The 24,351-nt window shown below is 36.9% G+C and carries 21 protein-coding genes; 2 read left to right on the top strand and 19 right to left on the bottom strand.

Annotated features, from left to right (window positions below):
• Positions 1-20: 20 nt before the first annotated feature.
• Both parC and parE read right to left on the bottom strand, forming a co-directional pair.
• Positions 21-2,483, bottom strand: coding sequence for a DNA topoisomerase IV subunit A (gene parC, locus AC6UD4_RS03050; protein WP_500693761.1), 2,463 nt, complete (start codon positions 2,481-2,483; stop codon positions 21-23).
• 15 nt (positions 2,484-2,498) lie between these two features.
• Positions 2,499-4,460 carry a DNA topoisomerase IV subunit B gene (gene parE, locus AC6UD4_RS03045; RefSeq protein ID WP_500693762.1) on the bottom strand — a complete coding sequence of 654 codons (1,962 nt, stop codon included), beginning with the start codon at positions 4,458-4,460 and terminating at the stop codon, positions 2,499-2,501.
• 172 nt (positions 4,461-4,632) lie between these two features.
• Between parE and plsY the strand changes: the two genes are divergently transcribed.
• On the top strand, positions 4,633-5,280 hold the full coding sequence (plsY, locus tag AC6UD4_RS03040) for a glycerol-3-phosphate 1-O-acyltransferase PlsY (RefSeq protein WP_500693763.1): 648 nt from the start codon (positions 4,633-4,635) through the stop codon (positions 5,278-5,280).
• A gap of 41 nt (positions 5,281-5,321) precedes the next feature.
• On the opposite strand, the gene AC6UD4_RS03035 is transcribed toward plsY, so the two are convergent.
• From AC6UD4_RS03035 to AC6UD4_RS02975, 13 genes are all read right to left on the bottom strand, one after another.
• Positions 5,322-6,206, bottom strand: coding sequence for an aldose 1-epimerase family protein (locus tag AC6UD4_RS03035; protein WP_500693764.1), 885 nt, complete (start codon positions 6,204-6,206; stop codon positions 5,322-5,324).
• A gap of 46 nt (positions 6,207-6,252) precedes the next feature.
• Complete coding sequence (gene hslU / locus AC6UD4_RS03030; protein WP_500693765.1) at positions 6,253-7,707, bottom strand: ATP-dependent protease ATPase subunit HslU; 1,455 nt, start codon at positions 7,705-7,707, stop codon at positions 6,253-6,255.
• A gap of 16 nt (positions 7,708-7,723) precedes the next feature.
• Positions 7,724-8,266, bottom strand: a complete 543-nt coding sequence (gene hslV, locus AC6UD4_RS03025) for an HslVU peptidase proteolytic subunit (protein WP_500695638.1) — start codon at positions 8,264-8,266, stop codon at positions 7,724-7,726.
• A gap of 20 nt (positions 8,267-8,286) precedes the next feature.
• Positions 8,287-9,213, bottom strand: a complete 927-nt coding sequence (gene xerC, locus AC6UD4_RS03020; RefSeq protein WP_500693767.1) for a tyrosine recombinase XerC — start codon at positions 9,211-9,213, stop codon at positions 8,287-8,289.
• Positions 9,214-9,289: 76 nt separating this feature from the next.
• The gene (gene topA, locus AC6UD4_RS03015) at positions 9,290-11,419 is read right to left on the bottom strand and encodes a type I DNA topoisomerase (RefSeq protein WP_500693768.1); all 2,130 of its coding nucleotides are present in this window, start codon (positions 11,417-11,419) and stop codon (positions 9,290-9,292) included.
• 89 nt (positions 11,420-11,508) lie between these two features.
• Positions 11,509-12,381: a DNA-processing protein DprA gene (gene dprA, locus AC6UD4_RS03010; protein WP_500693769.1), complete on the bottom strand. Its 873-nt coding sequence runs from the start codon at positions 12,379-12,381 to the stop codon at positions 11,509-11,511.
• Positions 12,382-12,419: 38 nt separating this feature from the next.
• The gene (rnhB, locus tag AC6UD4_RS03005) at positions 12,420-13,184 is read right to left on the bottom strand and encodes a ribonuclease HII (protein ID WP_500693770.1); all 765 of its coding nucleotides are present in this window, start codon (positions 13,182-13,184) and stop codon (positions 12,420-12,422) included.
• On the bottom strand, positions 13,174-14,049 hold the full coding sequence (ylqF, locus tag AC6UD4_RS03000; protein WP_500693771.1) for a ribosome biogenesis GTPase YlqF: 876 nt from the start codon (positions 14,047-14,049) through the stop codon (positions 13,174-13,176). The genes rnhB and ylqF overlap by 11 nt, the downstream gene beginning before the upstream one ends.
• A gap of 17 nt (positions 14,050-14,066) precedes the next feature.
• Positions 14,067-14,288, bottom strand: a complete 222-nt coding sequence (locus tag AC6UD4_RS02995; RefSeq protein ID WP_500693772.1) for a YozE family protein — start codon at positions 14,286-14,288, stop codon at positions 14,067-14,069.
• An 11-nt stretch (positions 14,289-14,299) separates the two neighbouring features.
• Positions 14,300-14,794, bottom strand: coding sequence for a dihydrofolate reductase (locus tag AC6UD4_RS02990; protein WP_500693773.1), 495 nt, complete (start codon positions 14,792-14,794; stop codon positions 14,300-14,302).
• 9 nt (positions 14,795-14,803) lie between these two features.
• Positions 14,804-15,754 (bottom strand): thymidylate synthase, encoded by a 951-nt coding sequence (locus tag AC6UD4_RS02985; protein WP_500693774.1) that lies wholly within the window; start codon positions 15,752-15,754, stop codon positions 14,804-14,806.
• 30 nt (positions 15,755-15,784) lie between these two features.
• Positions 15,785-17,704 carry an ABC-F family ATP-binding cassette domain-containing protein gene (locus AC6UD4_RS02980; RefSeq protein WP_500693775.1) on the bottom strand — a complete coding sequence of 640 codons (1,920 nt, stop codon included), beginning with the start codon at positions 17,702-17,704 and terminating at the stop codon, positions 15,785-15,787.
• A 20-nt stretch (positions 17,705-17,724) separates the two neighbouring features.
• Positions 17,725-18,933, bottom strand: a complete 1,209-nt coding sequence (locus AC6UD4_RS02975; protein WP_500693776.1) for a CCA tRNA nucleotidyltransferase — start codon at positions 18,931-18,933, stop codon at positions 17,725-17,727.
• A gap of 114 nt (positions 18,934-19,047) precedes the next feature.
• Between AC6UD4_RS02975 and AC6UD4_RS02970 the strand changes: the two genes are divergently transcribed.
• The gene (locus AC6UD4_RS02970; RefSeq protein WP_500693777.1) at positions 19,048-19,866 is read left to right on the top strand and encodes a site-specific integrase; all 819 of its coding nucleotides are present in this window, start codon (positions 19,048-19,050) and stop codon (positions 19,864-19,866) included.
• Positions 19,867-19,904: 38 nt separating this feature from the next.
• Here the strand turns inward: AC6UD4_RS02970 and AC6UD4_RS02965 are convergent, their stop codons facing one another.
• The 4 genes from AC6UD4_RS02965 to rpsA form a co-directional block, all read right to left on the bottom strand.
• Entirely contained in the window at positions 19,905-21,170 is a 1,266-nt protein-coding gene (locus tag AC6UD4_RS02965) for a tetratricopeptide repeat protein (protein ID WP_500693778.1), read from the bottom strand.
• A 68-nt stretch (positions 21,171-21,238) separates the two neighbouring features.
• The gene (gene hbs, locus AC6UD4_RS02960) at positions 21,239-21,514 is read right to left on the bottom strand and encodes a non-specific DNA-binding protein Hbs (RefSeq protein ID WP_010021419.1); all 276 of its coding nucleotides are present in this window, start codon (positions 21,512-21,514) and stop codon (positions 21,239-21,241) included.
• A gap of 209 nt (positions 21,515-21,723) precedes the next feature.
• Positions 21,724-23,031 (bottom strand): ribosome biogenesis GTPase Der, encoded by a 1,308-nt coding sequence (gene der / locus AC6UD4_RS02955; RefSeq protein WP_500693779.1) that lies wholly within the window; start codon positions 23,029-23,031, stop codon positions 21,724-21,726.
• A gap of 66 nt (positions 23,032-23,097) precedes the next feature.
• Complete coding sequence (gene rpsA, locus AC6UD4_RS02950) at positions 23,098-24,318, bottom strand: 30S ribosomal protein S1 (protein WP_500693780.1); 1,221 nt, start codon at positions 24,316-24,318, stop codon at positions 23,098-23,100.
• Positions 24,319-24,351 lie beyond the last annotated feature (33 nt).

Raw genomic sequence — 24,351 nt, 5'->3', positions numbered from 1 at the left:
TCACGAAATCACTATATTTACTATAGCAAATTATCAACTTGAGATTGTTTTAAAGTGTCATGAGCAATCAAAATTGGAGTTCCAATCATCTTCGTATTCATTACGGACGATCCGTTTGACAAACGACCAGATGTTCCGTAGTCACCCAAGACCACTTCGTGTGAAGTTGTGTGATCAGTATAAATTTTAAGCGTTTCATCACTAGAATCAATTTTGATAAAATCAGCTAACAGATTACTTTTGGTTTTAAATTCCTTTAAGACTTTAATTCCTTTTCGTGCGCGGCTAGTCACTGGAATGTCGCTTACTCTCATCTTTTTAAAGTTCCCACTTTGGAAAACAACTCCAATTTCAGACTCATCATTTACAAATTGCATGTCAATGACGTGATCATCATCAGCCAAACTAATTGCCTTCACTCCTGTAGTCCTCGGACCATTCAATGAAACTTCCTGTAAGTCGTATCTAAGTGCCATTCCTTTTTCTGTCATCAATAAGACACTACCAGGATCTTCAACCCGATTGTATGAGACATTGACTACTTTTGATAGCGGTTCCTTCAATTTTTCATACATTGCAGCGCGACTTTTATAGGTACGACTGGGAAGTAATTTACTAAATTCAGTGCGCTTAATATGGCCAGCACTAGTTGTAATTACAAATTCACCATCTTGTTTACTTAGATCAGAGAAGTCATAAACCGCAATGATTTTTTCATTGGCATCAAGCCCATTCATTCTTGAGATATGTTCTCCCGTGTCTTTCCACTTAACGTCTTCGACTTCATAAACACGGCGATAAATCATATTACCCTTGTCAGTGAACATAAACAGCGAATCACGAGTGTTTAATTCATTTAGGTAAACAGCATGGTCATCGTCTTTTAAGCCGTTATCAGTGATCTCAGACGCATTAAATGAGCGAAGACTACTGCGTTTTAGATAACCATCATTACTTACCATTACCATTACATTTTCGTCCGGAAGCGTAACTTCCTCACTAACTTCCAGATTTTGAATTTTGTCTTCAATTTTAGTACGACGTGGATTACGGTAACGTTTTGCGATGTCTCTAAGTTCGCTTCTTAAAACAGAGTCAAGTTCATCCGGACTTGCTAAAATAGTCTCATATTCAGCAATTTTAGCTGCCAAATCAGCGTTTTCTTTTTTTAATTCAGTAACATCTGTATTAGTTAAACGATACAATTGTAAGGCAACAATCGCATCCGCTTGTTTTTCGGAAAAATCGTATTCAGAAATTAAATTATTTCGCGCATCTTGTTTATCTTTACTAGCACGAATGGTTTTAATCACCTGGTCTAGGATTGATAATGCCTTAATCAAACCCAAGACAATGTGTTGTCGTGCATTGGCTTTATCTAAATTAAATTTAGTTCTTTTAGATATAACATCGCGTTGATAATCCAAGTAAGCAACTAAGATTTCTTTTAGAGAAAGCCTTTTTGGTGCCATATTGCTAATAGCAACGACATTAAAATTATACGAAATTTGCAGGTCAGTATTTTTAAACAAGTAATTTAAGATACTAGTACTATCAACGTCCCGCTTTAACTCAATTGCAATCGTCAATCCTTCGCGATCTGATTCGTCTCTTACTTCGGCAATTCCATCGATTTTTTTGTTGATCCTAACTTCGTCAATTTGTTTGACTAATTGAGCCTTATTAACTTCATAAGGAATTTCGGTTATCTTGATCATCTGTTTATTTCCACGTAATGCCTCGATTGAAGTTTTAGAACGGATCATGATGCGTCCCTTACCAGTTTCGTAGGCCTGTTTAATTCCGTCAAGTCCCTGAATGATTCCGCCAGTTGGAAAGTCTGGTCCTTTAACGTACTTCATCAGACTATCAAGTGTGGCATTTGGATGCTTTTGTAGATAAATTAATGCATCAATTACTTCACCGAGATTGTGTGGTGGAATTTCGGTGGCATATCCCGCTGAAATTCCAGTAGCACCATTTACTAGTAAGTTAGGAAATCTAGAAGGAAGAACGACAGGTTCATACTCCGTATCATCAAAGTTTAAAACCCAATCAACGGTATCCTTATCGATATCCCGCAACATTTCATCTGATATTTTACTTAAGCGAGCTTCTGTGTAACGCATGGCTGCTGGAGGGTCACCATCCATTGAACCATTGTTTCCGTGCATCTCAATCAACGGTTCCCGTAGTTTCCAGTCTTGACTCATACGAACCATAGCTTCATAGATTGAACTATCGCCATGAGGATGAAAATTACCCATGACGTTACCAACTGATTTAGCTGCTTTTCTAAATCCTTTAGAAGAAGTATTGCCATCCTTATTCATGGCATACAAAATCCGTCTTTGAACGGGTTTAAGTCCATCACGGACGTCTGGCAATGCTCTCTCTTGAATAATTGATTTAGAATAACGACTAAACCGTTCGTCCATAACTTCTGAAAGAGTTAAATCTTTAATTTTAGATCTATGTGCCATTTCATCACCTCCAAGCTAATTTTTCTCAGTATTATCTAAAATACTTCCGTCTTCTTCGAGATTAAATTGAACGTTATTTTCAATCCATTTTCGACGTGGTTCTACTTTATTACCCATTAAAGTTGATACTTGTCGTTCTGCATCAGCTGCATCATCGATTCGAACTCGAATTAAAGTCCTTTTGGCAGGATCCATCGTAGTTTCCCATAATTGATCCGCGTTCATCTCGCCCAAACCTTTGAAACGCTGTAACGAATATCCTGATTTAAAATCTTTAATGTCTTGATCACGTTCTTCATTGGTCCAAGCATATTCTACTTTGGATCTCTTCCCTTTACCATGTTGCAATTTATAAAGTGGCGGTAACGCAATATATACCTTACCTGCTTCAATCATTGGCCGCATATATTTATAGAAGAAAGTCAAAAGGAGGATCTGAATGTGGGCACCATCATCGTCCGCATCTGTCATGATAATAATTTTGTCATAATTTGATTCCTCGATCTTAAAATCAGTTCCTACACCCGCTCCTACTGTGTAGATAATCGTACTAATTTCCTCATTTTTCATAATATCGGGAAGTTTAGCACGTTCAGTGTTTAGAACCTTCCCACGTAACGGTAAAATTGCTTGATGCTTTCGATCTCGTCCTTGCTTAGCGGAGCCTCCGGCCGAATCTCCTTCAACTAGAAATAATTCGTTTTCACTCGTATCTTTTGACTGAGCTGGGGTCAGTTTCCCAGAAAGGAGTCGTTCTCGTTTCTTTTTCTTTTTACCGTGTCGACTTTCTTCCCGAGCCTTTTTAGCAGCCTCACGCGCTGTGCGCGCATTGGTGGCCTTTTTAATCAAAGTTTTAGCAAAGTCACTATTTTCCATGAGGTAATAAAGTAATTGTTCTGAAACAACACTATCAACAACTGACCTTGCAATCGGGGTTCCCAACTTTTCTTTAGTTTGACCCTCAAATTGGAGCAGTTCTTCAGGTACTTTTAACGCTACGACAGCAGTTAACCCCTCACGAACATCGTTTCCCTCCAGGTTCTTGTCTTTATCTTTTAATAAATCAACTTTTCTAGCGTATTCATTGAAGGACTTGGTCCATGCACTCCTAAAGCCGGCTTCATGACTCCCACCGTCCTTAGTTCTCACATTGTTAACAAATGAAAGCATATTTTCGGTATAGCCGTCATTGTATTGAGCAGCAACTTCAACTTCGATGCCATCTTTTTTACCATCGAAATACATAACTTTTCCAAGGGTACTTTTGCCTTCGTTCAGATAGTCAACAAATTCCTTAATACCATCTTTGAACTGAAATTCATCTTCACGAATCTTTCCGGGTCTTTCATCTTTAAGCGTTATTTTAACGCCCTTCAGCAAAAAGGCAGACTCACGAAGCCGTTCTGCCAAGATATCATAATTATAAGTTGTAGTAGTAAAGATGTCCGGATCAGGTTTAAATGTGACAGTCGTTCCAGTATGTTTATTGGTTTTTCCAATTTTTTTTAGGGTTCCAACAGGATGCCCACCATTTTTAAAATCTTCTTGATAAAGAGTACCATTACGGACAATTTGAACCGTTAAATGAGTTGAAAGTGCATTAACAACACTTGACCCAACTCCGTGCAATCCCCCAGAAGTTTTATATCCTCCTTGGCCAAATTTCCCACCAGCATGAAGAACCGTTAAAATTACTTCAGGAGTTGGTTTTCCAGAAGAATGCATTCCAGTTGGCATACCACGCCCATGATCAACCACTGTGATACTATCATCTTCGTGAATGGTAACGTTGATTTCATCACCATAGCCAGCTAATGCTTCATCGACTGCATTGTCAACAATTTCGTAAACTAAATGGTGCAATCCCTTTGAATCAGTAGAACCTATGTACATACCAGGTCGTTTTCGAACTGCTTCTAAACCATGTAAAACTTGAATTGAAGAGTCATCATACTCTTGCTTTTTTGCCTGTGTCATTAGGAAAGACTCCTTCTTTTAGTCATCGTTTTTAATAATAACCTATTTAAACTTGATTGCAAAGACGTTTTAAAGTTAGCTCATTTTTCCAAACTAAATTTTAAAATCATCTTTTTAATGATAAAATAAACTTTTGGGACTTATATATTACATTAATAATACGGAGGAAGATATGGTTAAATTTATTATTCTCCTAATCTTTGCTTATTTATTGGGATCAATTCCCAACGGAATTTGGATTGGCAAAGTATTTTTTCATATCGACATTAGACGACATGGCTCCAAAAATATTGGCGCTACCAACACTTATCGGGTACTAGGATGGTTTGCAGGAACCATTGTGATGATTCTTGATATTGCTAAGGGCGCCATTGCTACTTGGTTACCAATGCAGTTTGGAATCCATTCATGGTACCCACTCATTTTTGGACTGGCAGCGATCTTAGGCCATACTTATTCAATTTTTGATCATTTTCGTGGTGGTAAGGCAGTCGCAACTAGTGCCGGGATGCTTTGGGCATATAACTTCGTCTTTTTCTGCATTGCGGCCGGAACTTGGATTATCTGTATCTTTGTTACTAGTATGGTAAGTCTTGCTAGTATGCTAGGCTTTACCATTATTGTTATTGCATCATTATTTGAAAATGATCCAGCACTGACAATTCTAGCAATTTGTTTAACAATCTTTACTTTCTATCGCCACCGTAACAACATCATTAAGATTATTCATGGAGATGAAAATCTCGTTCCGTTTGGTCTTTATTACTGGTACTTAAAATACGTAAAGAAATCCATTCCTTCAAAAAAACAGCATAAATAAGGGGGCACTCAACGAGTGTCCCTTATTTAATTTAATCTTATTTAGAAGAAAGTAATATCAAAATTAGCATTTAAGCTTTCGTTTGGGTCAAGTTTACTTATATCGGCCTTATCTTTTAAAAATCCAGTACTGCCTTCCTCATCAGCAATTCCCCACCATGGTTCTAAACACACAAAGGGAGCATTTTTAGGATAAGTTGACCAGATACCAATGTACTTACAGTCGTAAGCAGTCAAAGCGACTCCATGCTCGGTGACATCTGATTGGAGCATAACGGTAGTTTGCTCATTATCAGATATATCAAGCACCTTTGCATCATGAATAAATAGGTTACGATTTAACTGTAGTGGATTGTTCAGCGTTTTTTCAATTGGATGTTTAATATTACTGTATCCATTCTGATCAATTCTAACAGTTTTATAGTCATGCTTTGGAGCAATCGAGACCGAATAATCATCAAATGTTTCTTTCTTAGGAAACAATGGGACGTTGAATCCTGGATGAGCTCCTAATGAGAAATACATTGGATCTGGATTGATATTTTCTACTACCATTTCAACCGCAATGGTGTGTTCATCTAGCTCATAGTGAATAGATAAATTAAAGTTAAAGGGATAAATCTTTCTAGTAGCCGCACTCGAATGCAACATAAAATTGACTTCGGTTTGGTTGTGAGATTCGATCTCAAACTCACTATCTCTAGCAAAACCATGCTGATACATATGATAACTGTTTCCATCGTAAATATAATCATCATCTTGAAGTCGACCAACGATTGGAAACAAGATCGGTGCATGACGCTTCCAGTACTTTTTATTAGCACCCCAAATATATTCAGTACCGCTTTGATCCTTAACCGAAACAATCTCAGCACCTTTTTGATTAATTCGAACCGTTAAGTAATTATTTTTTAGTGTAACTGGCAATTTAATCCCTCCCTTTCTTTATATATTATTTCACAAAATGTAGAAACTATAAAATATATCGTGCTATATTTTCATCAGCCGCAAGATTACCAACTTTGTCTTCAACGTATTGTTGGTTAATCGTAATATCACCCATATGCATATCTGGTCCTTCATACAAAATATCTTCAAGTAATTTTTCTAGAATTGTGTGAAGCCGTCTAGCACCGATATTATCAGTATCATGGTTAACAGAATATGCAATATCAGCAATTTTTTCAATTGCTTCCTTAGTAAAAGTTACTTTAATATTATCCGTCCCAATTAATGCTACATATTGCTTAATTAATGCATCACTCGGTTCAGTTAAAATTTTAACAAAGTCATTCTTACTTAGATCATTTAATTCTACTCGAATTGGGAATCGACCTTGCAGTTCAGGAATTAAATCTGAAGGCTTACTATCAGCAAAAGCACCGGAACCGATAAACAAGATGTGATTGGTATTTATGACTCCATACTTAGTATTTACATTTACACCTTCAACGATTGGTAAAATGTCTCGTTGAACACCTTCTCTTGACACTTCTCCACGAGTTTGTTTGTTTCCACCAGTCAATTTATCAATTTCATCTATAAAAATAATCCCGGTATTTTCGGCACGTTTAATTGCTGAGCCATTCACTTTGGCATCGTCAATTAGTGTTTCTGATTCTTGATTGATTAATGCTTCACGAGCTTCTTTTAACGGAAGGACTCTTTCAACTTGCTTCTTTGGCAGCATACTCTCTAATCCCTGCAAGTTAATTCCCATTTGTTCCATTTTGCTGTTGTCCGCGTTTAGTGCAGTCGCTGGGTCATCAATGGAGATTTTAACTTCATGGTCCTCTAACTCGCCATTTTCAATTTGATTTAAAATTTGATCGGCATCATTTTTAATTTTATTCTTTTCGTCATTATCCATGAAGGGATCTTTTTGAGTTAACCAAGATAGATCTATTGGTTTCCCCTTCTTAAATGCTTTATTAAGTTCTTTAACCGTATCTTCTAATTTTTTATCATTATTTGCGATTGTTTCTGGATCATCTACGTGGTTTTCTTCGCGTGAAATGATCTCAGCCAAGTCCTTATTCGCTTTCTTTTCAGCTTCACGTCTAACGTTTTTAAACTCAATTTTCTTTTCCATTTGAACTGAGCTCTCAACTAAATCACGAACCATTGAATTAACATCTCCACCAACGTATCCAACTTCAGTGAATTTGGTTGCTTCTACTTTGACAAATGGAGCGTCTACAATCTTAGCCAAACGACGTGCAATTTCTGTCTTACCAACTCCAGTGGGACCGATCATCAATAAGTTTTTAGGAGTAATGTCCTCTTGCATCTGTGGGCTTAATTGAAGACGACGGTAACGATTACGCAACGCGATTGCTACAGACTTCTTAGCATCGTCCTGTCCAACAATATAATTATCTAATTGGGAAACAATTTCTTTTGGTGTCATTTGTTCTTCTTTTGTCATTAATTAATACCTCGGTTTATAGTTCTTCAGAAATTACATTGTGATTAGTAAAAATATCAATGTCAGCAGCGATGTTAATAGCAGCTTTGGCAATTTCTTCAGCTGACATTTCAGGCGCCTTATGTTTCATTGCAGTGGCTGCTGCTAATGCAAAATTACCACCAGATCCAATTGCTAAAATATCATCGTCTGGCTCAATTACTTCTCCTGAACCAGATACTAAAAGCAAATTATCATGATCGGCAACAATTAGCATGGCCTCAAGTTTTTGTAACTGTTGATCGCCGCGCCATTCTTGAGCTAATTTTACTGAAGCTCTTTTTAAGTTGCCGCTATATTCTTTCAACTTTTTTTCAAACTTTTCTTCTAGGTTAAATGCATCAGAAACACTTCCAGCAAAACCGACTCCAACTTTCCCATCAAAGATCCGACGGATTTTATGTGCGGTTCCCTTCATGATAACTTTTTCTCCCATAGTAACTTGACCGTCACCAGCTAGTGCAACGTGACCATTATGTCTGATGGCGCAAATTGTGGTAGCTTCAAATTTTACTGTCATAATTAAATTCCCTTCAAAAGTTAGTTTGGATTATCTTCATCAGGACGCTTAAAGAACTTCTGGTAGTTCTTAAGTAGTCCTTCTTTAGTAACATGAGTATAAATTTGGGTTGTAGATAAATCAGAATGACCAAGCAATTCCTGAACAGTTCTAAGATCAGCTCCATTATTCAACATTTGAGTGGCAAATGTATGACGAAGCATGTGAGGATGAATTGAACTATTAAGACCACTTCTTTTCATAATTCCATCTAAAATGTATTCAATACCGCGGCTTGACAGTTTATCACCATGCTGATTGATAAATAAGTAAAGATGGTCTTTATGATATTTACGCATAATTGGCGTTCGGCATTTCTCCATATATCGTAAAATAGCACTTTTAGCATACCTTCCAAATGGCAGATAACGTTCCTTGTTTCCCTTACCTAAAACAAGCATGATTCGATTATCAAAATCAATGTCGTTAATATCAAGATTGGAGCACTCACTGACTCTCATTCCCGTCCCGTATAGAACCTCGAGAATGGCACTGTCACGAGTAGCAATTCGTTTGTCCTGATTACTTGCGGCTGTTTTAAAAAGAATGTCTAATTCTTTTTGATAAAAGAATCTTGGTAAATGCTTATTATGCTTTTTTATGTGAACATATTCAAACGGATTGTCCGAAATTAGTTCATTGTTTAGCAAAAAATTAAAAAAAGACCTTAATGAAGAAATTTTACGAGCGATGGTGCTATTCTCATCTCCTCTATCGTGCAAAGTACCTAAGAAAACTTCAACGTCAAAATTGTCGATATTTTTAAAGCTTTTAGCATTTCCTGACGTCTGTAGAAATACATTAAATTCCTCAAGATCGTCTTCGTAAGCTTTAGCCGTGTCTTTTGAATATTGACGTTCGTTTACAATATATTTTACGAATAGTTCGATTAGTTTTTTGTTTTGCATTAGTTTTTCCTAAGTTAAAGTAACTTTTTACATTTTACCTTATAAATAAAACCGTTCCGAGGAACAGCTATTTTAATTATTTCTGAATGTCTTCTTTATAATCGCCGTTTGGACAAATCACTTGCATGCCACCGCGAACCTTTTTTTCAACCAAGAAATGACCACACTTTGGACAATCTCTTCCAATTGGCTTATCCCATGAAACAAAGTCACATTCAGGATAACGTGAACATCCATAAAACAACCGATTCTTTTTTGTTTTACGTTCAATAACTTGGCCTTTCTTACACTTCGGACAAGTTACACCAATTTCTTTGACAATTGCTTGAGTATTGCGGCAATCAGGAAAGCGTGAACAAGCGTAAAACTTGCCATACTTCCCCATCTTTACGACCATCGGCGCACCACATATCTCACAGTTAAACCCGGCTAATTCATCCTTAATTTGAACATCTTCCATAAGCTGTTCCGCATGATCAACTTCTTTTGAAAATGGTTGATAGAAGTGATCTACAACTTCAACCCATTTTTCTTTAGCTTCTTCGATCTCATCCAATTTTCCTTCGACATCAGCCGTGAAATCAACGTTGACAATGTCAGGAAAGTACTCTTCAATAATTTTATTTACAATCTCACCGAGTTCGGTTGGTTCAAATCGTTTTCCAACTAGTTTAACGTAATAACGTTTTTGAATTGTACCTAATGTTGGCGAATAGGTAGATGGACGTCCCACTCCATTCTCTTCTAAAGTTTTAATCAGATTGGCTTCAGTGTATCGAGCTGGTGGTTGAGTAAAGTGTTGGTCTGGATTATTTTTAGATAATTTAACGGTGTCACCACTATTTAAATCAGGCAAGATATTATCTTTCTCTTTCCCATTTGAATAGACTTTCAAAAAACCTTCAAATTTCATCTTTGAGCCGTTAGCACGATACGTTACACCATTTTGTTCAATGGTTACTGTTTCAGTATCCATAATTGCTGGAGTCATTTGACTAGCTACAAATCGTGACCAAACTAAATTGTAAAGTTTATATTGATCCTTAGTAAGATATTGTTTAATGCTTGCAGGAGTCCGATAAACGGATGTAGGTCGGACTGCTTCGTGCGCATCCTGAGCACCCTCTGGCATTTTCCCCTTAATTGGTTTATTAGCAGAGTATTCTGCCCCATACTTTTCATGAAGAAAGGTAGCTGCCTCATGCTTAGCAATTGATGAGATTCTTGTTGAATCAGTTCTCATATAGGTAATGAGACCCTGGCTTCCTTCTTTGCCAATATTAATTCCCTCATAAAGTTGCTGGGCAGCCATCATTGTTCGTCCAGTCTTAAAATTTAATTTCCGGTTGGCGTCTTGTTGAAGAGTACTGGTTGTGAATGGTGCGTTTGGTTGTCTCCGTCGTTCTTTTTTAGTGACTTTTGTAATATCAAAATCAGCTTTTGGATCAATTTGTTTTAAAACTTTTTGCACATCATCATTATTCGCAAGTTTCGCTTTCTTGCCATTAAGACCGTAGAAACTGGCTTTAAACTTTGAACGACCAGACTTAAATTCAGAATCGATTGTCCAGTATTCTTCGGGCTCAAATTTTCTAATCTGACGTTCCCGATCAATCACTAACCACAATGCCACTGACTGCACCCGTCCGGCACTTAAGCCCTTTTTTACTTTTTTCCAAAGCAGTGGAGAAATTGAATATCCCACTAATCGATCCAAAACCCGACGTGCTTGTTGGGCATCCACGAGATTCATATCAATCGTTCTTGGATGTTTGAAAGCATCCTTAACGGTATCTTTGGTAATTTCGTTAAAGACCACCCGATTTTGATCATTAACGTCAAGATTCAATACGTGAGAAACATGCCAGGCAATTGCCTCACCCTCACGATCAGGGTCAGATGCTAAATAAATCATCTTCGACTTCTTAGCCTCAGACTTTAGCATTTTAATTACGTCACCCTTCCCCCTAATTGAAATGTAATCAGGTTTAAAATCGTCTTCAATGTCCACGCCCATCCTACTCTTAGGGAGATCACGAACGTGTCCTTTACTTGCTACGACCTTATAGGTACTTCCTAGATACTTTTGAATCGTCTTTGCCTTAGCTGGCGATTCGACAATCACTAATTTTTTCTTTCTTGAACTTGCTTTACGTTTTTTTGTTTTAGTTGTTTTCTTTGTCTTTGCTACAGAAGTTGTGGCCATTAAAATTATCCTCGTTATTTTTTCTTCATTAATACATGATAATTTCCGTTTAAATTTCTTCCATATCATATTGCAGTTTTAAAGACCTGTCAAACTAAAGAATCTTCCAAAACATCATTATCACTCAAACAAGGACGTGCTCCAGAAGCAATTAGTTGATTACAACCCTTAGAAAGTGGAGAAGTAATATTACCTGGTATGGCAAGGACATCCCGATTTTCAGACAAAGCCAAACTAGCAGTAATTAAACTTCCTGACCTTTGCTTTGCCTCAACAACAATTAATTTTTCGCAAAGACCAGCAATGATGCGATTTCGTTCCACAAAATGGTATTTTAAGGGTTTACTTCCTAATGGATACTCACTGATAACCAGGTTGGTTCTCATCAAATTATCCTGAAGCTGCGTACATTCAGCGGGATAAAAACGGTCGAGGCCTGTTCCAATCACCGCAATTGTACGGCCATCATGTGCTAAAGCACACTGATGACTTAAACAATCAACTCCCTTAGCCAGACCAGACACAATCGTAAACTTTTTAAGTACTGGACGCGTAATAATATCCTTAATTGCTGCGATTGAATAACTTGTACACTGTCGTGCACCTACCACAGAAATCGAACGTGTTGTAAGCAACGACACATCTCCAACGTAAAAAAGCACAATTGGCGCACAATAAATATCAGCAAGTTGTTCAGGATAACCATCATCAAGAATGGTTATCCAATGACACTTTTGGTTCAAACGAAAAGATCGCTCTAACTCACTACTTAAAAATGAATTCTTAAACTTCGTTGTCTGCAAATGATGACGTTTTAATAGATTGATTAATTCACCTTCAACCTCAGATAAAGACATGTTTTCAACTGAAGTCCCCTTAACCCACCGTGCAAGAATTGCTTCGCCTTTAATCCCAATCCCACGACATAACTTGATTCTAAGCAATAATTTCCGTTTATCCATTTTCTACCTCCTGGTTTGTCTATGGATAAATACGTAAATTAATGATTGATTGTTTTTAATACTGGTGAAAAAGTCTTGCGATGAATTGGGGTCGGGCCAAGTTTATCTAAAGCCCGTAAATGTTCTTTGGTTCCATAACCCGCATTTCGTTCGAATCCATATCCAGGATACTTACGAGCGTATTCATTCATTAAATCGTCTCGAAAAACCTTAGCAAGGATACTAGCAGCAGAAACACTAACTGATTTTGAGTCTCCCTTAATCAACCTAGTCTGCGGAATACTGTCATCAATTGTCATTGCGTCCACAATAATATGACCTGGCTGTGGATCTAACTTACTAATTACGTTTTTCATGGCAATTCTAGTTGCTTCATAAATATTGACTTGATCAATCATCTGACTTGAAACCGCAAAATAGTTGTAAGCAATCGCTTCCTTTTTGATTTTTGGAACTAGTTCTCGTCTTTTTTCATCACTTAATTTTTTGGAATCATTGACGTCAATAAGATCAAAGTCAACTGGTAAAATTGCCGCACCAGCGACTACTGGACCAGCAAGCGGCCCTCTGCCCACTTCATCAACGCCAGCAATATACTTCACCCCGCGTTGCCATATTTCTTTTTCATATTTAAATCTGGTTAAAAAATCACGTTTTTTCTCGGTCTGGGTATTAATTCGCTTCAACGTTCTCTTAATAATTCTTTGAACTCCAATTCGTGGATCATCCCCAAAGCGGACAAAAAGCGGATCACTAACATTATCAACGTTAGCAAACCGCTCAGAAATTTCTCTAATCGTCATTACCATACTCATTTCTTTCCACCAGTTCAAGGGAATCTAACGTAAAACGCCCTAATTTTCCCTTTTGAACATCATTAATAATCCTGACGCTGGCTCGGTCGTAATCGTCTTTCATTCCAATCTTTTCAGTAATTTTAAGTAATAACTCAACATCACTTAAGTTTAAATCGGACGGACCCAAATGATAACGTTTCAAGATCTCGTCGCTATGGTGACTACGAAAAAAATGAAGCGCAAATAAAGCAATATCATCAGGATGATAAATACTCTCCTTAATTGCTCCCGTTAACGCTAATTTATCAGCAATCTCTTGATTTTGAAACTTTGGCCACAATATTCCGGGAGTATCCAATAATTCCATCGTTTTACTGGAGGTTAACCATTGTTGACCCTTAGTTACTCCCGGACGATTGCCAACCGCTGCTGATCTCTTACTAACTAACTGGTTCAACAAAGTTGACTTACCAACGTTCGGAACCCCAACACAGACAGCCTTAATGATATCTTTTTTTAATCCCTTTGCTTGCGATTGTTCTAACTTATCCTTCAGAACTTTCCGAGCAGCAGTCTCAATCTTATTTCTGACCCCACGTGATTTTGAATCGATTGAGATGGCCGATAATCCCGTACTATTAAAGTAATCTAACCATTCTTTAGTCATCTTTGGATCAGCTAAATCAGATTTAGTTAAAATAAACAAGCGTGGTTTACTACCTGATACTCGCTTAATCTCTGGATTAATCGATGAATACGGAATCCTTGCATCAACCAATTCAAAAATAATATCAACAACGTGGACATTTTCCTCAAACTGACGAATAGCTTTCGCCATGTGTCCAGGAAACCATTGTATATTACTTCCCATTTACTGCTCCTTTATCGTTAATCGAGGTAGGCAAGATACTCTTTCCATGCATCATCAAAAATTGTCATGGATGGTAAATAACCAGCATTTTCCTCCAAGTACTTAGAAAGCCTTTCAAAATTATCCTCTTGCTTTGGAAATAATTGATCAAAGAACGCATTATTAGCAAACTCCGCAATCGGATCGGAACTCCCTGGATGTCTTCTAGTCATTAAAAATTCATAAAAACTTTTTCTCAATTTCTTACCTCTTATTTCTTACGCTTAAATATCTCAAAAGTATGCGGATAAACATTATGTTCATCAACTTTTCCAGAAATCTTCTTTTCTAATTCAAATTGAGAATAATCAATATCAATCATTTTAACATCCCCATCAAAATCATGATTGATACTAGTGCGATACAGATAATCAACAAACGGCAACAAATCTTCAAATACAGACGTTCCGCCAACCACAAAAATCATTTCATTAGGGTATCTTTTTGCATACTTCAAAAATTCATCAACCGTTTTAAAGGTCACAACCCCACTCGGAAAATCACTCTGCGGGCGGTGAGTCAAAACCAAATTTTTGCGTCTTGGTAATGGTCTTTTAAAACTATCATACGTGGTTCTACCAGCTAGAATTTGATGATCGATCGTATTACGTTTAAAAAATTGCATGTCATCCGGCAAGTGCCAGGGTAATTTACCATCTTTTCCAATGACATGTCCATTTGATTCTGCCCAAATATAAGCTAACATAATAATCTCCTATACTGCCACTGACGCTTTAATTGGCTTGTCATGGTGATAATCAACCACCTTAATATCATCCATATCATAATCAAAAATACTTTCCTTATCGGGATTTAGCCATAGACGTGGAGCTGGGTGTGGCTTTCTCGTTAACTGCTCTTTGACTTGATCAATGTGATTACTGTAAATATGAGCATCACCCAACGTATGGACAAAGTCACCAGGAATTAATCCGACCTCTTTGGCAATTAAACTAGTAAGTAAAGCATAACTTGCGATATTAAATGGAACTCCTAAAAAAATATCACCACTACGCTGATACAGTTGACAACTTAACTTGCCATCGTTTACGTAAAACTGAAACATTACATGACAAGGTGGAAGAGCCATACTAGGAATATCTTCTGGATTCCAAGCACTCACAATCATTCTTCTGGAATCAGGATTAGTTTTAATGGTACTAATAACATTTTTAATCTGGTCAATCGCCTTACCATTGCTCGTTTTCCAGTTACGCCATTGACTCCCATAAACTAGGCCTAGATCGCCATATTTTTTGGCAAAATCATCGTCATTTAAAACCTGCTCACAAAATATTTTTTTCTGCTTTTGGTATTCTTCATTAAATTCAGGATCACTTTGTGAACGCAAACCAAAATTAGTCATATCGGGTCCATGATATTCGTCAGAATTAATCCATTTTTCAAACGCCCATTCGTCCCAAATATGATTATTATGTTTCAGTAAATAACGAATGTTAGTATCACCCCGCAAAAACCAGAGTAATTCTGACTTAATCAACCGAAAAGGAACTGCCTTAGTGGTTAAAAGCGGAAAGCCATCCTGTAAGTTAAAACGCATTTGATACCCAAACGTACTAATGGTTCCGGTACCAGTTCGATCTGACTTTTTATGACCATTCTCTAAAACGTAACGTTCTAGATTTAAATATGCATCCTCTAACATTTTAATCTCTTCCTTTTTTAATAAAAACAACTACTCATCAACGTACTGGCTCAAATATTCCCATCGGTTCATTAATTGATCCGATTTCTGATTTAATTCATCAAGATTTCGTTGTAACTCTGCTAACTTATCGTAATCCGAACTATTTTCTTGCATCTGTTTTTTTACATCTTTAGTCTGTCGATCTAAAGAATTAATCTTGCCATCGATCTTATCCCACTCAATTCTTTCAGCATACGTTAACTTGGTTTTCGATTTCGTGCTTTTTTTCTCGGAAGTGCTATCTTTAGCTTCATCTAATCGGCTATTGGTTTGGTTCTTACTATCATGATGAACCTGTTTCCTTTGCATTTTCATTTTTTGTAGATAATCAGTAAATTGACCAGTATAACGCTCAATCTTAGCATTCCCATCAAAAATCAATAATCGATCAGCCACTTTATCAAGAAAGTAACGGTCATGAGATACTGTAATCGTTGTTCCATTAAAGTGCTTGATGTAATCCTCTAAAACCGTTAAGGTCCCAATATCGAGATTGTTAGTTGGCTCATCAAGAAGCAGCACGTTTGGTTGCTCCATCAATAATTTCAGTAAATAAAGGCGTCTTTTTTCTCCGCCTGAAAGCTTGCGGATCAAAGTTCCGTGCATAAATTTAGGAAAAAGGAACTGTTCTAATAGATTGGTAACGCTGACCTTATTTCCATCCTTATCAACCACATTTTCACCGATATCAGTTAAATAACTAATAACACGTTTGTCTTCCGGGATTTTCTCCATTTTTTGTGTATAATATGCCATTTTGACGGTTTCACCAATATCAATGGTGCCGGACTGAAGTGGAAGCTTTCCAGCAATTGCATTTAAAAAGCTTGACTTTCCAGCGCCATTTTCACCACTAATTCCGATTCGTTCACCGTTCTGAATTAACATGCTGAAATCTCTTAGAATTGGCTTGTGAGCAATTGTTAAATTAGCGTGTTTAATGTCAATCACTTTTTTACCAAGCCGTTTTTGCCCCATTGTAATATCAACATCTTCATCGATTGGATTGCCCTGATCAACATCAGCTTTTAAATCGTTAAATCGGTTAATGCGTGCTTGTTGCTTAGTGGAACGAGCTTTAGCGCCTTTTTTCATCCACTTTAACTCTTGTTTGTAAAGCCGTTGCTGCTTATGAGAGGCAGCCTCTTGCTCTTCATCAAGTTCAGCTTTCCTCTGGACATAATCTTGATAATTACCGGGATACTTATAAAGTTTACCAAATGATAATTCCCATATTTGATTAGCAATTTGATCCAAAAAATAACGATCATGGGTAACAAATACTAAAGCTCCCTTGTATTTACTCAAAAATCGTTCCAACCAGTCAATCGAGTCAAAATCCAAGTGATTGGTAGGTTCATCTAATAAAAGTAAATCAGGTGACTGAATTAAAACCTGAGCTAATCCAACTCGTTTCTGCTGGCCACCCGACATGCTTCCCACCTTTTGATCTAAATCGGTAATTTTCAGTTGATTAAGGATGTTTTTAACGTCCACTTCCGCCGTCCAGGCATCCTCTTCATTCATTTTTGCTTCTGCATTCTCAAACTTTTTTTCAAAATCTGAATTTTCCGGATGCTTAGAGTAATTTTTAAGTGCATGTTCATAGGATCTGATGATTTTAAAAATCTTTTGATCACCAGCAAAAACAGCGTCAATAACGGTTAGGTTTTCATCTAAATCTGGAACCTGCTTTAGGTATCCAATTGTGTATGACTTAGAAGTGGTAATTGTCCCATTAACATCATGATCAATTCCAGAAATAGTATTTAAAAGGGAGGATTTACCACTTCCATTCGTTCCAATTAATCCAATTCGCTCATGTTCATTGATAATAAAGTCAAGATTTTTAAATAAAGTCTTTTCACCATACGTCTTCGTCAAGTTTTCTGCTTTTAATGTTTGCACAATATCTGCTCCAATTATTTTTAATCATTATTTATTTGCTTCGATGCAGAAAGTAGTGAATCTGAATCATTTTTAATTTGGCCACTTATAACGGAACGTTCCAGTTGATTAAGAACATTTCCTAATAATGGACCTGGTTTAAAACCTCTATCAATCAACATTTTACCGTTAATTTTTAGTTCACTTTTACTTTTAATCGGAAGGCGATCATATTCATTTTCTATTTGGTCAATATTGACTACCTTACCTAAGGTCATGGCTACTTGACATGCGTTATCAAGATTGATGCGACCAACTTTATACGACGTTACTGGATCTAAAACATCACTTACAATCTTGTAAGTTGCTTTAACCGTTAGTTTAACGTTCTCGGTTAACCTATTTGATCCCTTCCAACTCTTCATCAGATGTCCAATCTGTTCACTATTTAATTCGCACTGACATGCAATTAAGGACCAAACCTGAACTTCATTATTAATGTATTCTGAAATGGAACGTGACCCTAACCTAGCTATTTCAGAAACATAATCACCCAAGACGGGAACATACTTAATTAAATTCGTTTGGATCATCTGTTTAAGCCCCCTGCCAGGAGCCATCCCTAGCATCATCTTTACAAATTCCACGTTAATTCGTTCCACAGCAATCTTTTTTAATAGATAACTATGTTTACTAATCGCATTAAAAGTGTTCTTTTCAATTGCAAAATTCAGTTTACTAGCAAAGCGAACAGCACGCATCATTCGTAAAGCATCCTCATTAAAACGTTGTTCTGGATCTCCAACAGCCTTAATTAGATGATTTCTTAAATCATTTAAGCCACCAAACAAGTCAATGATTTCACCATTTTCTTTCATGGCAAGCGCATTGATAGTAAAATCACGACGCTTTAAATCATCTTCAAGTGATCGAACAAAGGTAACTTGATCGGGACGCCGATAATCTTGGTATCCTGATTCAGTCCTAAACGTCGTGATTTCATAAGATCGACCATCGTGCACCACCGTGACGGTTCCGTGTTCAATCCCAGTATCAATTGTCTTCTTGAAAATGGTTTTAATTTCTTCAGGATACGCACTACTTGCGATATCAACGTCATGAATTGGTGCATGCAAAATAGTGTCACGGACTGATCCGCCAACAAAATAAGCTTGAAATCCCGCTTCTTCAATTGTCTGAAGAACCCTTCTAGCATCATCAAATTCACTTGGTAAGTTGTCTATTTTCATGATCCACACACCTTCACTGATTTCATTCTACCAAAATTATCATATAAAAGTTAGGCTTGTGTCTGGTTCTTGTGTTATGATTAAGTTAAAGTAACTTATTACAGGAGACAAATCATGAGTAACAATTATCCATATCAAGATCATTTTGAACGTTATCTAAGAAAAAAAGAACTCTCAAATGTAACCATTCGAGAGTATTCCAAAACCTTATCGGATCTTTTTAATTATTTATCTAATTTTAACGTGGGATACCAAGCGGATCACCGAGTTAGTCAAATCTTTGATCGAGACATCGAGCAATATCTAGATATGATCATTTCTAAGCGTAATAACGGAAACAATACCTATAACAAGGTTTTATCTCAGATCAACGTCTATTTTAAATTCTTATTTAACAACCACCTTAATACCCATCTTCCTACAATTAACATTAAAAGTAAGGAAAAAAACGAACATAATTCATACATTACCAAGTGGATCTATTCTTTACCAACTATCCTCGAAGATCCTGAGGTTCACTACTACACTAGAATGACGCTGTTACTTATCAGTAAGGGATACCAATCTTCAGAGTTTCTCTTACCTGGCTTTTATCATGAATTAAACCACGTTGACTTTTCACCTGAAGAAAAATCCTTTTTATCTAATTTTCAAAAATTTGTTACCCCGCTTCAAATTCGTCATCATTCAAAGGACCTCTTTTTAAAGCAAAGAATCGCTTCCAACTGCCATATTACATCTGCAGGTCTTCACAAATACTTAAAGCCAGATAGTGAATACCTAGCAATGAATCTTAATCCCAAATCACTATACCAAGCATTCGTCGTTAACTACCTCAATCAACATCCAAATGATAGTGACAAAACTCTTGCACAGGATTTAAGAATGGATCCAGCGTCACTAATCTATTATCAAAAATTAGCACAAAAATAAGGATCAGAGTATCAAATCCAACTCTGATCCTTATTTTGTTACTCGTAATCTTCTAAATCCTCAAGCATGTATGCCATTTCATCATCAGTCGGGACAAGTTTCACATAATGTTTTAACAATTTAATGGTTTCCTTAATTTGACCATTCTCTCTGAACAATAAAATCGCCTCACGTAAGAAATCAGGATTATCATCAAAGTACGGAAGAGCTCGCTCATAGTACTTTTGAGCATCATCATACTTTTCAAGATGAGCATAAGACACCGCCAAATTCCAGTAAATTTGTGGATCGGTTTCTTCTTCTTTTACGTATGGGCTCAAAAAATCAACATTTTTTTGATATTCGCCCTGCTTAACGTACAAATTAGATAACTTAATAACTAATTCCATGTTATCCGGATCAACCTGATGTCCCTTATTAAGATACTTCAGGGCTAGATCTTCTTTTGAAAGTTTAGCAGCAACGTCTGCGGCTTTAATGTACATATTGACATTATACTGATCAACGCTCATACCCTCCTGATAAACCTTTAAAGCATTTTCAGGTTCATTCATTTGAATGTATGCTTCCCCTAAGTAAGGATACAGTGAGGCATACTGAGGATCCTCTTCTCGCAACTGCTTGAACATCTCAATCGCTTTAGCGTAGTTCTTCAACTGTAAGTAAGTAAAACCCGTTTCAAATTTGACGTCTGGCGTCATATCAGTGGGCTTAATCTGTTCAAGGTATCCAATAGCCTGTTCAAAATGACCTGCATTAGCGTATGCCACCCCTAACCTTTCAACCAAATTAACTGAAGAAATGTTCAAAACACCTTGTTTAATTATTCCCAAGTATATAGGAATGGCTTTATCAAATTGTCCGGTAGAAAAATACAATTCAGCCAGGGCAAATTTAATTACGTTTTCGTCTGGATCAATTTTTTCAGCTTCAAGTAACTTTTGTTCACTAACGTTATACATTTCCTGAGTTTGATAAAGATCAGCTTCAACCATCAAAGCATTAACATAATTTGGTGAATCAGGTTTAATCTCACTTAAATAATTAAGCGCTTTATCAATCTTGCCTTCAGAAATCAAAATATCCGCAATACTTGTTCTTAACTCGTCTTCCTCAGGATATTTTTTTAAAAGATCTTTATATATATCAATCGATTCGTTTAAAAAACCTAATGAATAAAGTTCTTCTGCTAGCGAATAAATCATATCATCACTATCATTTACCTTGGCTTTTTTGATGTCATCGTTAAATTGACTCATATCACCCTTTTTTAGGGCGTCTAAGGCTTGCTCTGAATAAGTCATTACACATGTCCTCCTACTAATAAAAAAACCAGTACGCATAAGCGCACTGGTTAAACCATTAAATAAAACTATTTAACAGCTTCCTTTAAAGCCTTACCAGGTTTAAAGGCAGGTACTTTACTTGCAGGGATTTGAATTTCTGCACCAGTTTGGGGGTTACGTCCCTTACGAGCGGCACGATTACGTACTTCGAAATTACCAAAACCGATCAATTGTACCTTTTCACCGTGAGTCAACTTGTCTTGGATTGAGTCAAAAACTGCATCCAAAGCTGCGGTGGCATCTTTCTTAGTTAAACCAGTTGCCTTTGCGACATCATTAACTAATTCTGCTTTGTTGGCCATGTGTATTCACCTCCTGAATAGATGTTTTTTATGTAAAAAACACCCAATAAGTTAAAGATTAAGCCAGGGGAAATGATGTACGACTACATCATTTCTAGTCTTAATTTAGCATAAGAATGGTGTCATTGCAACAAATAATGGAAGTATAATTAACATTTACTAAAAAAATTTTAATATAATTATGATTAGAAGGTTGTTACCATTAGTCATTACTTTCGACGCCTTGCTATCAAGTGAATTGGTGTCCCAGCAAAGTCAAAATTTTTTCTAATTTGATTTTCCAAATAACGTTTGTACGAAAAATGAAGTAGTTCTGGATCATTTACAAACAAGACAATCGTTGGCGGTCCAACAGCAACCTGGGTAGCATAGTAAATCCGAAGTCGCTTCCCATTTCTGGTTGGTGTTGGAGTAATTGCGATTGAATCCATGATAACATCATTTAAGGTTGACGACTGGATTCGACGTTGATGGTTTTCGTTAACTCGTTTAATCAAAGATGGTAACTGACTAACATGTTGTTTGGTCGTTGCGGATACAAAAATAATGGGTGCGTAAGCCAAATACTGAAATTGCTCACGAATATCAGCTTCAAATTGTTGTTGCGAGTGATTATCTTTTTTTAAAGCGTCCCATTTATTAACGACAATGATGACACCCTTGCCAGCCTCGTGCGCATATCCAGCAACCCGCTTGTCTTGCTCTCTAATGCCTTCTTCTGCATTGAGAACCATTAATGTCACATCACTTCCATCAATTGCTCTCATAGCTCGCATTACGCTGTATTTCTCGGTCTTTTCATAAACCTTACCACGTTTCCGAATTCCTGCGGTATCAACAATGGTGTACCCTTGACCATCATTTTCAAACTTAGTGTCAATCGCATCGCGAGTGGTACCAGCTACATTTGATACGATTACCCGATTCTCTCCTAAAATAGCATTGACAAGTGATGACTTACCAACATTTGGTCGGCCAATCACACTAAATTTAATACTATCATCGTCAGTTTCGTTAGTATTTTCTGGGAAATTCTTAACAACAGCATCTAATAAATCACCCAAACCAAGTCCGTGAGAGCCAGAAATAGGATATGGGTCACCAAACCCCAAAGCATAGAAATCATAAATGTCTGCCCGACTTTCGGGATTGTCAATTTTATTAACCGCCAATACAACTGGTGTGTCAGACCGATACAATAATTGCGCCACTCGTTCATCAGCGTCAGTCATTCCCTGCTTACCATTTACCATAAATATAATTACATCAGCTTCATCAATCGCAATTTCTGCTTGATCAGTGATTTGTTTAATAAATGGCTCATCAGCAACTTCAATTCCACCAGTGTCGATCAAATTAAAGTTGTGACCAAGCCAACTCCCATGAGCATAAATACGATCTCGGGTCACACCAGGGGTATCTTCAACGATTGAAATTCGTTCACCCGCAATTCGATTAAAAATTGTTGATTTACCAACGTTTGGTCTTCCAACAATTGCTACAGTAGGTTTTGCCATTTTATATCACCTCTTATTTTTGAGAATAAAAAAAATCCTTCATAAACATGAAGGATAATTTTCTAATTACTCATTGTCATCATCATTTAATTCATTTCCAACAATGTCACCTAACGTAAAACCATTCTCTTCTTCAGGAGCATTATTAGTTGAATTATCACTCACATTTTTCTTTGGAGTTTTTTGATCATCTCTAGGGTCTTTTTCGAGAGCTTTCATTGACAATGCTAATCGATGTTCTTCAGGTTGAACGTCAAGGACTTTAACTTTAACGTCTTCGCCAGACTTCACAACATCACTCGGCTTGTCAATATGCTTATGTGAAATTTGTGAAATGTGAACTAATCCTTCAACACCAGGGAAAACTTCAACAAAAGCACCAAAATCAACTAAGCGCTTAACTTTTCCATCAAGAACACTTCCCTTAGGAGCTTTTTCTTCAATGTCACTCCAAGGACCTGGTTGAGTTTGTTTAATTGATAATGAAATACGATTACGATCAGGATCAACTGAAAGAACTTTAACCTTAACCTCTTCGCCAACCTTCAAAACATCACTTGGTTTGTTAACATGCTCATAAGAAATTTCTGAAACGTGAACAAGTCCATCAATCCCACCAAGATCGACAAAGGCACCAAAATTAGTCAAACGAGCAACTTTCCCTTCAACAACATCTCCGGGTTTTAGTGTGCTCATAATTCTATCACGAGCTTCTTTACGTTCTGCTTCAGCAATCGCTCTATGTGATAAAATCAAACGATTCTCTTCAGGAACAACTTCAATAATCTTAACTTCGAGTTCTTGACCTTTAAATTGATTTAAATCATCAACAAAGTGATCAGTAATCATGGAAGCTGGAATAAATCCACGAACTCCGTCAGCATTTACCACTAAACCACCTTTTACCGCACGAGTAACAGTAACTTTGATGGTGTCACCCTTATCAGCTTTTTCCTTGATGTCATCCCAAACCTTGAGAGCCTCAAGTCTTCTGATTGAAAGAAGGTAACTTCCACCTTCCTTATCATCACCAATTCGAGATACAACAACAACCTTAACTTTGTCTCCAACTTTGTAGTTTGAAGTTGGGTTATCTTCCCTTTGTGCAGAAATTTCTTTCCTTGGAATAACTCCTTCAACACCAGCGCCTTCGATTCCCACGACTAATTGCTGGTCATCATCAATGGCCAAAATTTCACCATTAACAACATCACCAACGTTTACCTGCTTAATATTATCGAGAGCGGCTAATAAATCTTTGTTTGCATTAGTATCGTTTTCACTCATCAAACATTTCCTCCTTGCAACAACTCTAATTGC

This window comes from Fructilactobacillus sp. X3R5C2, from assembly GCF_059901175.1.
Note: the sequence above shows the minus strand (reverse complement) of the source record. Positions and strands in the feature narration are given on the sequence as shown.

Bases quoted from the DNA above. Each gene is read 5' to 3' on its own strand.
- parC (WP_500693761.1), bottom strand. From the start codon at position 2,483: ATGGCACATAGATCTAAAATTAAAGATTTAACTCTTTCAGAAGTTATG.
- parE (WP_500693762.1), bottom strand. From the start codon at position 4,460: ATGACACAGGCAAAAAAGCAAGAGTATGATGACTCTTCAATTCAAGTT.
- plsY (WP_500693763.1), top strand. From the start codon at position 4,633: ATGGTTAAATTTATTATTCTCCTAATCTTTGCTTATTTATTGGGATCA.
- hslU (WP_500693765.1), bottom strand. From the start codon at position 7,707: ATGACAAAAGAAGAACAAATGACACCAAAAGAAATTGTTTCCCAATTA.
- hslV (WP_500695638.1), bottom strand. From the start codon at position 8,266: ATGACAGTAAAATTTGAAGCTACCACAATTTGCGCCATCAGACATAAT.
- xerC (WP_500693767.1), bottom strand. From the start codon at position 9,213: ATGCAAAACAAAAAACTAATCGAACTATTCGTAAAATATATTGTAAAC.
- topA (WP_500693768.1), bottom strand. From the start codon at position 11,419: ATGGCCACAACTTCTGTAGCAAAGACAAAGAAAACAACTAAAACAAAA.
- dprA (WP_500693769.1), bottom strand. From the start codon at position 12,381: ATGGATAAACGGAAATTATTGCTTAGAATCAAGTTATGTCGTGGGATT.
- rnhB (WP_500693770.1), bottom strand. From the start codon at position 13,184: ATGACGATTAGAGAAATTTCTGAGCGGTTTGCTAACGTTGATAATGTT.
- ylqF (WP_500693771.1), bottom strand. From the start codon at position 14,049: ATGGGAAGTAATATACAATGGTTTCCTGGACACATGGCGAAAGCTATT.
- AC6UD4_RS02990 (WP_500693773.1), bottom strand. From the start codon at position 14,794: ATGTTAGCTTATATTTGGGCAGAATCAAATGGACATGTCATTGGAAAA.
- AC6UD4_RS02985 (WP_500693774.1), bottom strand. From the start codon at position 15,754: ATGTTAGAGGATGCATATTTAAATCTAGAACGTTACGTTTTAGAGAAT.
- AC6UD4_RS02975 (WP_500693776.1), bottom strand. From the start codon at position 18,933: ATGAAAATAGACAACTTACCAAGTGAATTTGATGATGCTAGAAGGGTT.
- AC6UD4_RS02970 (WP_500693777.1), top strand. From the start codon at position 19,048: ATGAGTAACAATTATCCATATCAAGATCATTTTGAACGTTATCTAAGA.
- AC6UD4_RS02965 (WP_500693778.1), bottom strand. From the start codon at position 21,170: ATGACTTATTCAGAGCAAGCCTTAGACGCCCTAAAAAAGGGTGATATG.
- hbs (WP_010021419.1), bottom strand. From the start codon at position 21,514: ATGGCCAACAAAGCAGAATTAGTTAATGATGTCGCAAAGGCAACTGGT.
- der (WP_500693779.1), bottom strand. From the start codon at position 23,031: ATGGCAAAACCTACTGTAGCAATTGTTGGAAGACCAAACGTTGGTAAA.
- rpsA (WP_500693780.1), bottom strand. From the start codon at position 24,318: ATGAGTGAAAACGATACTAATGCAAACAAAGATTTATTAGCCGCTCTC.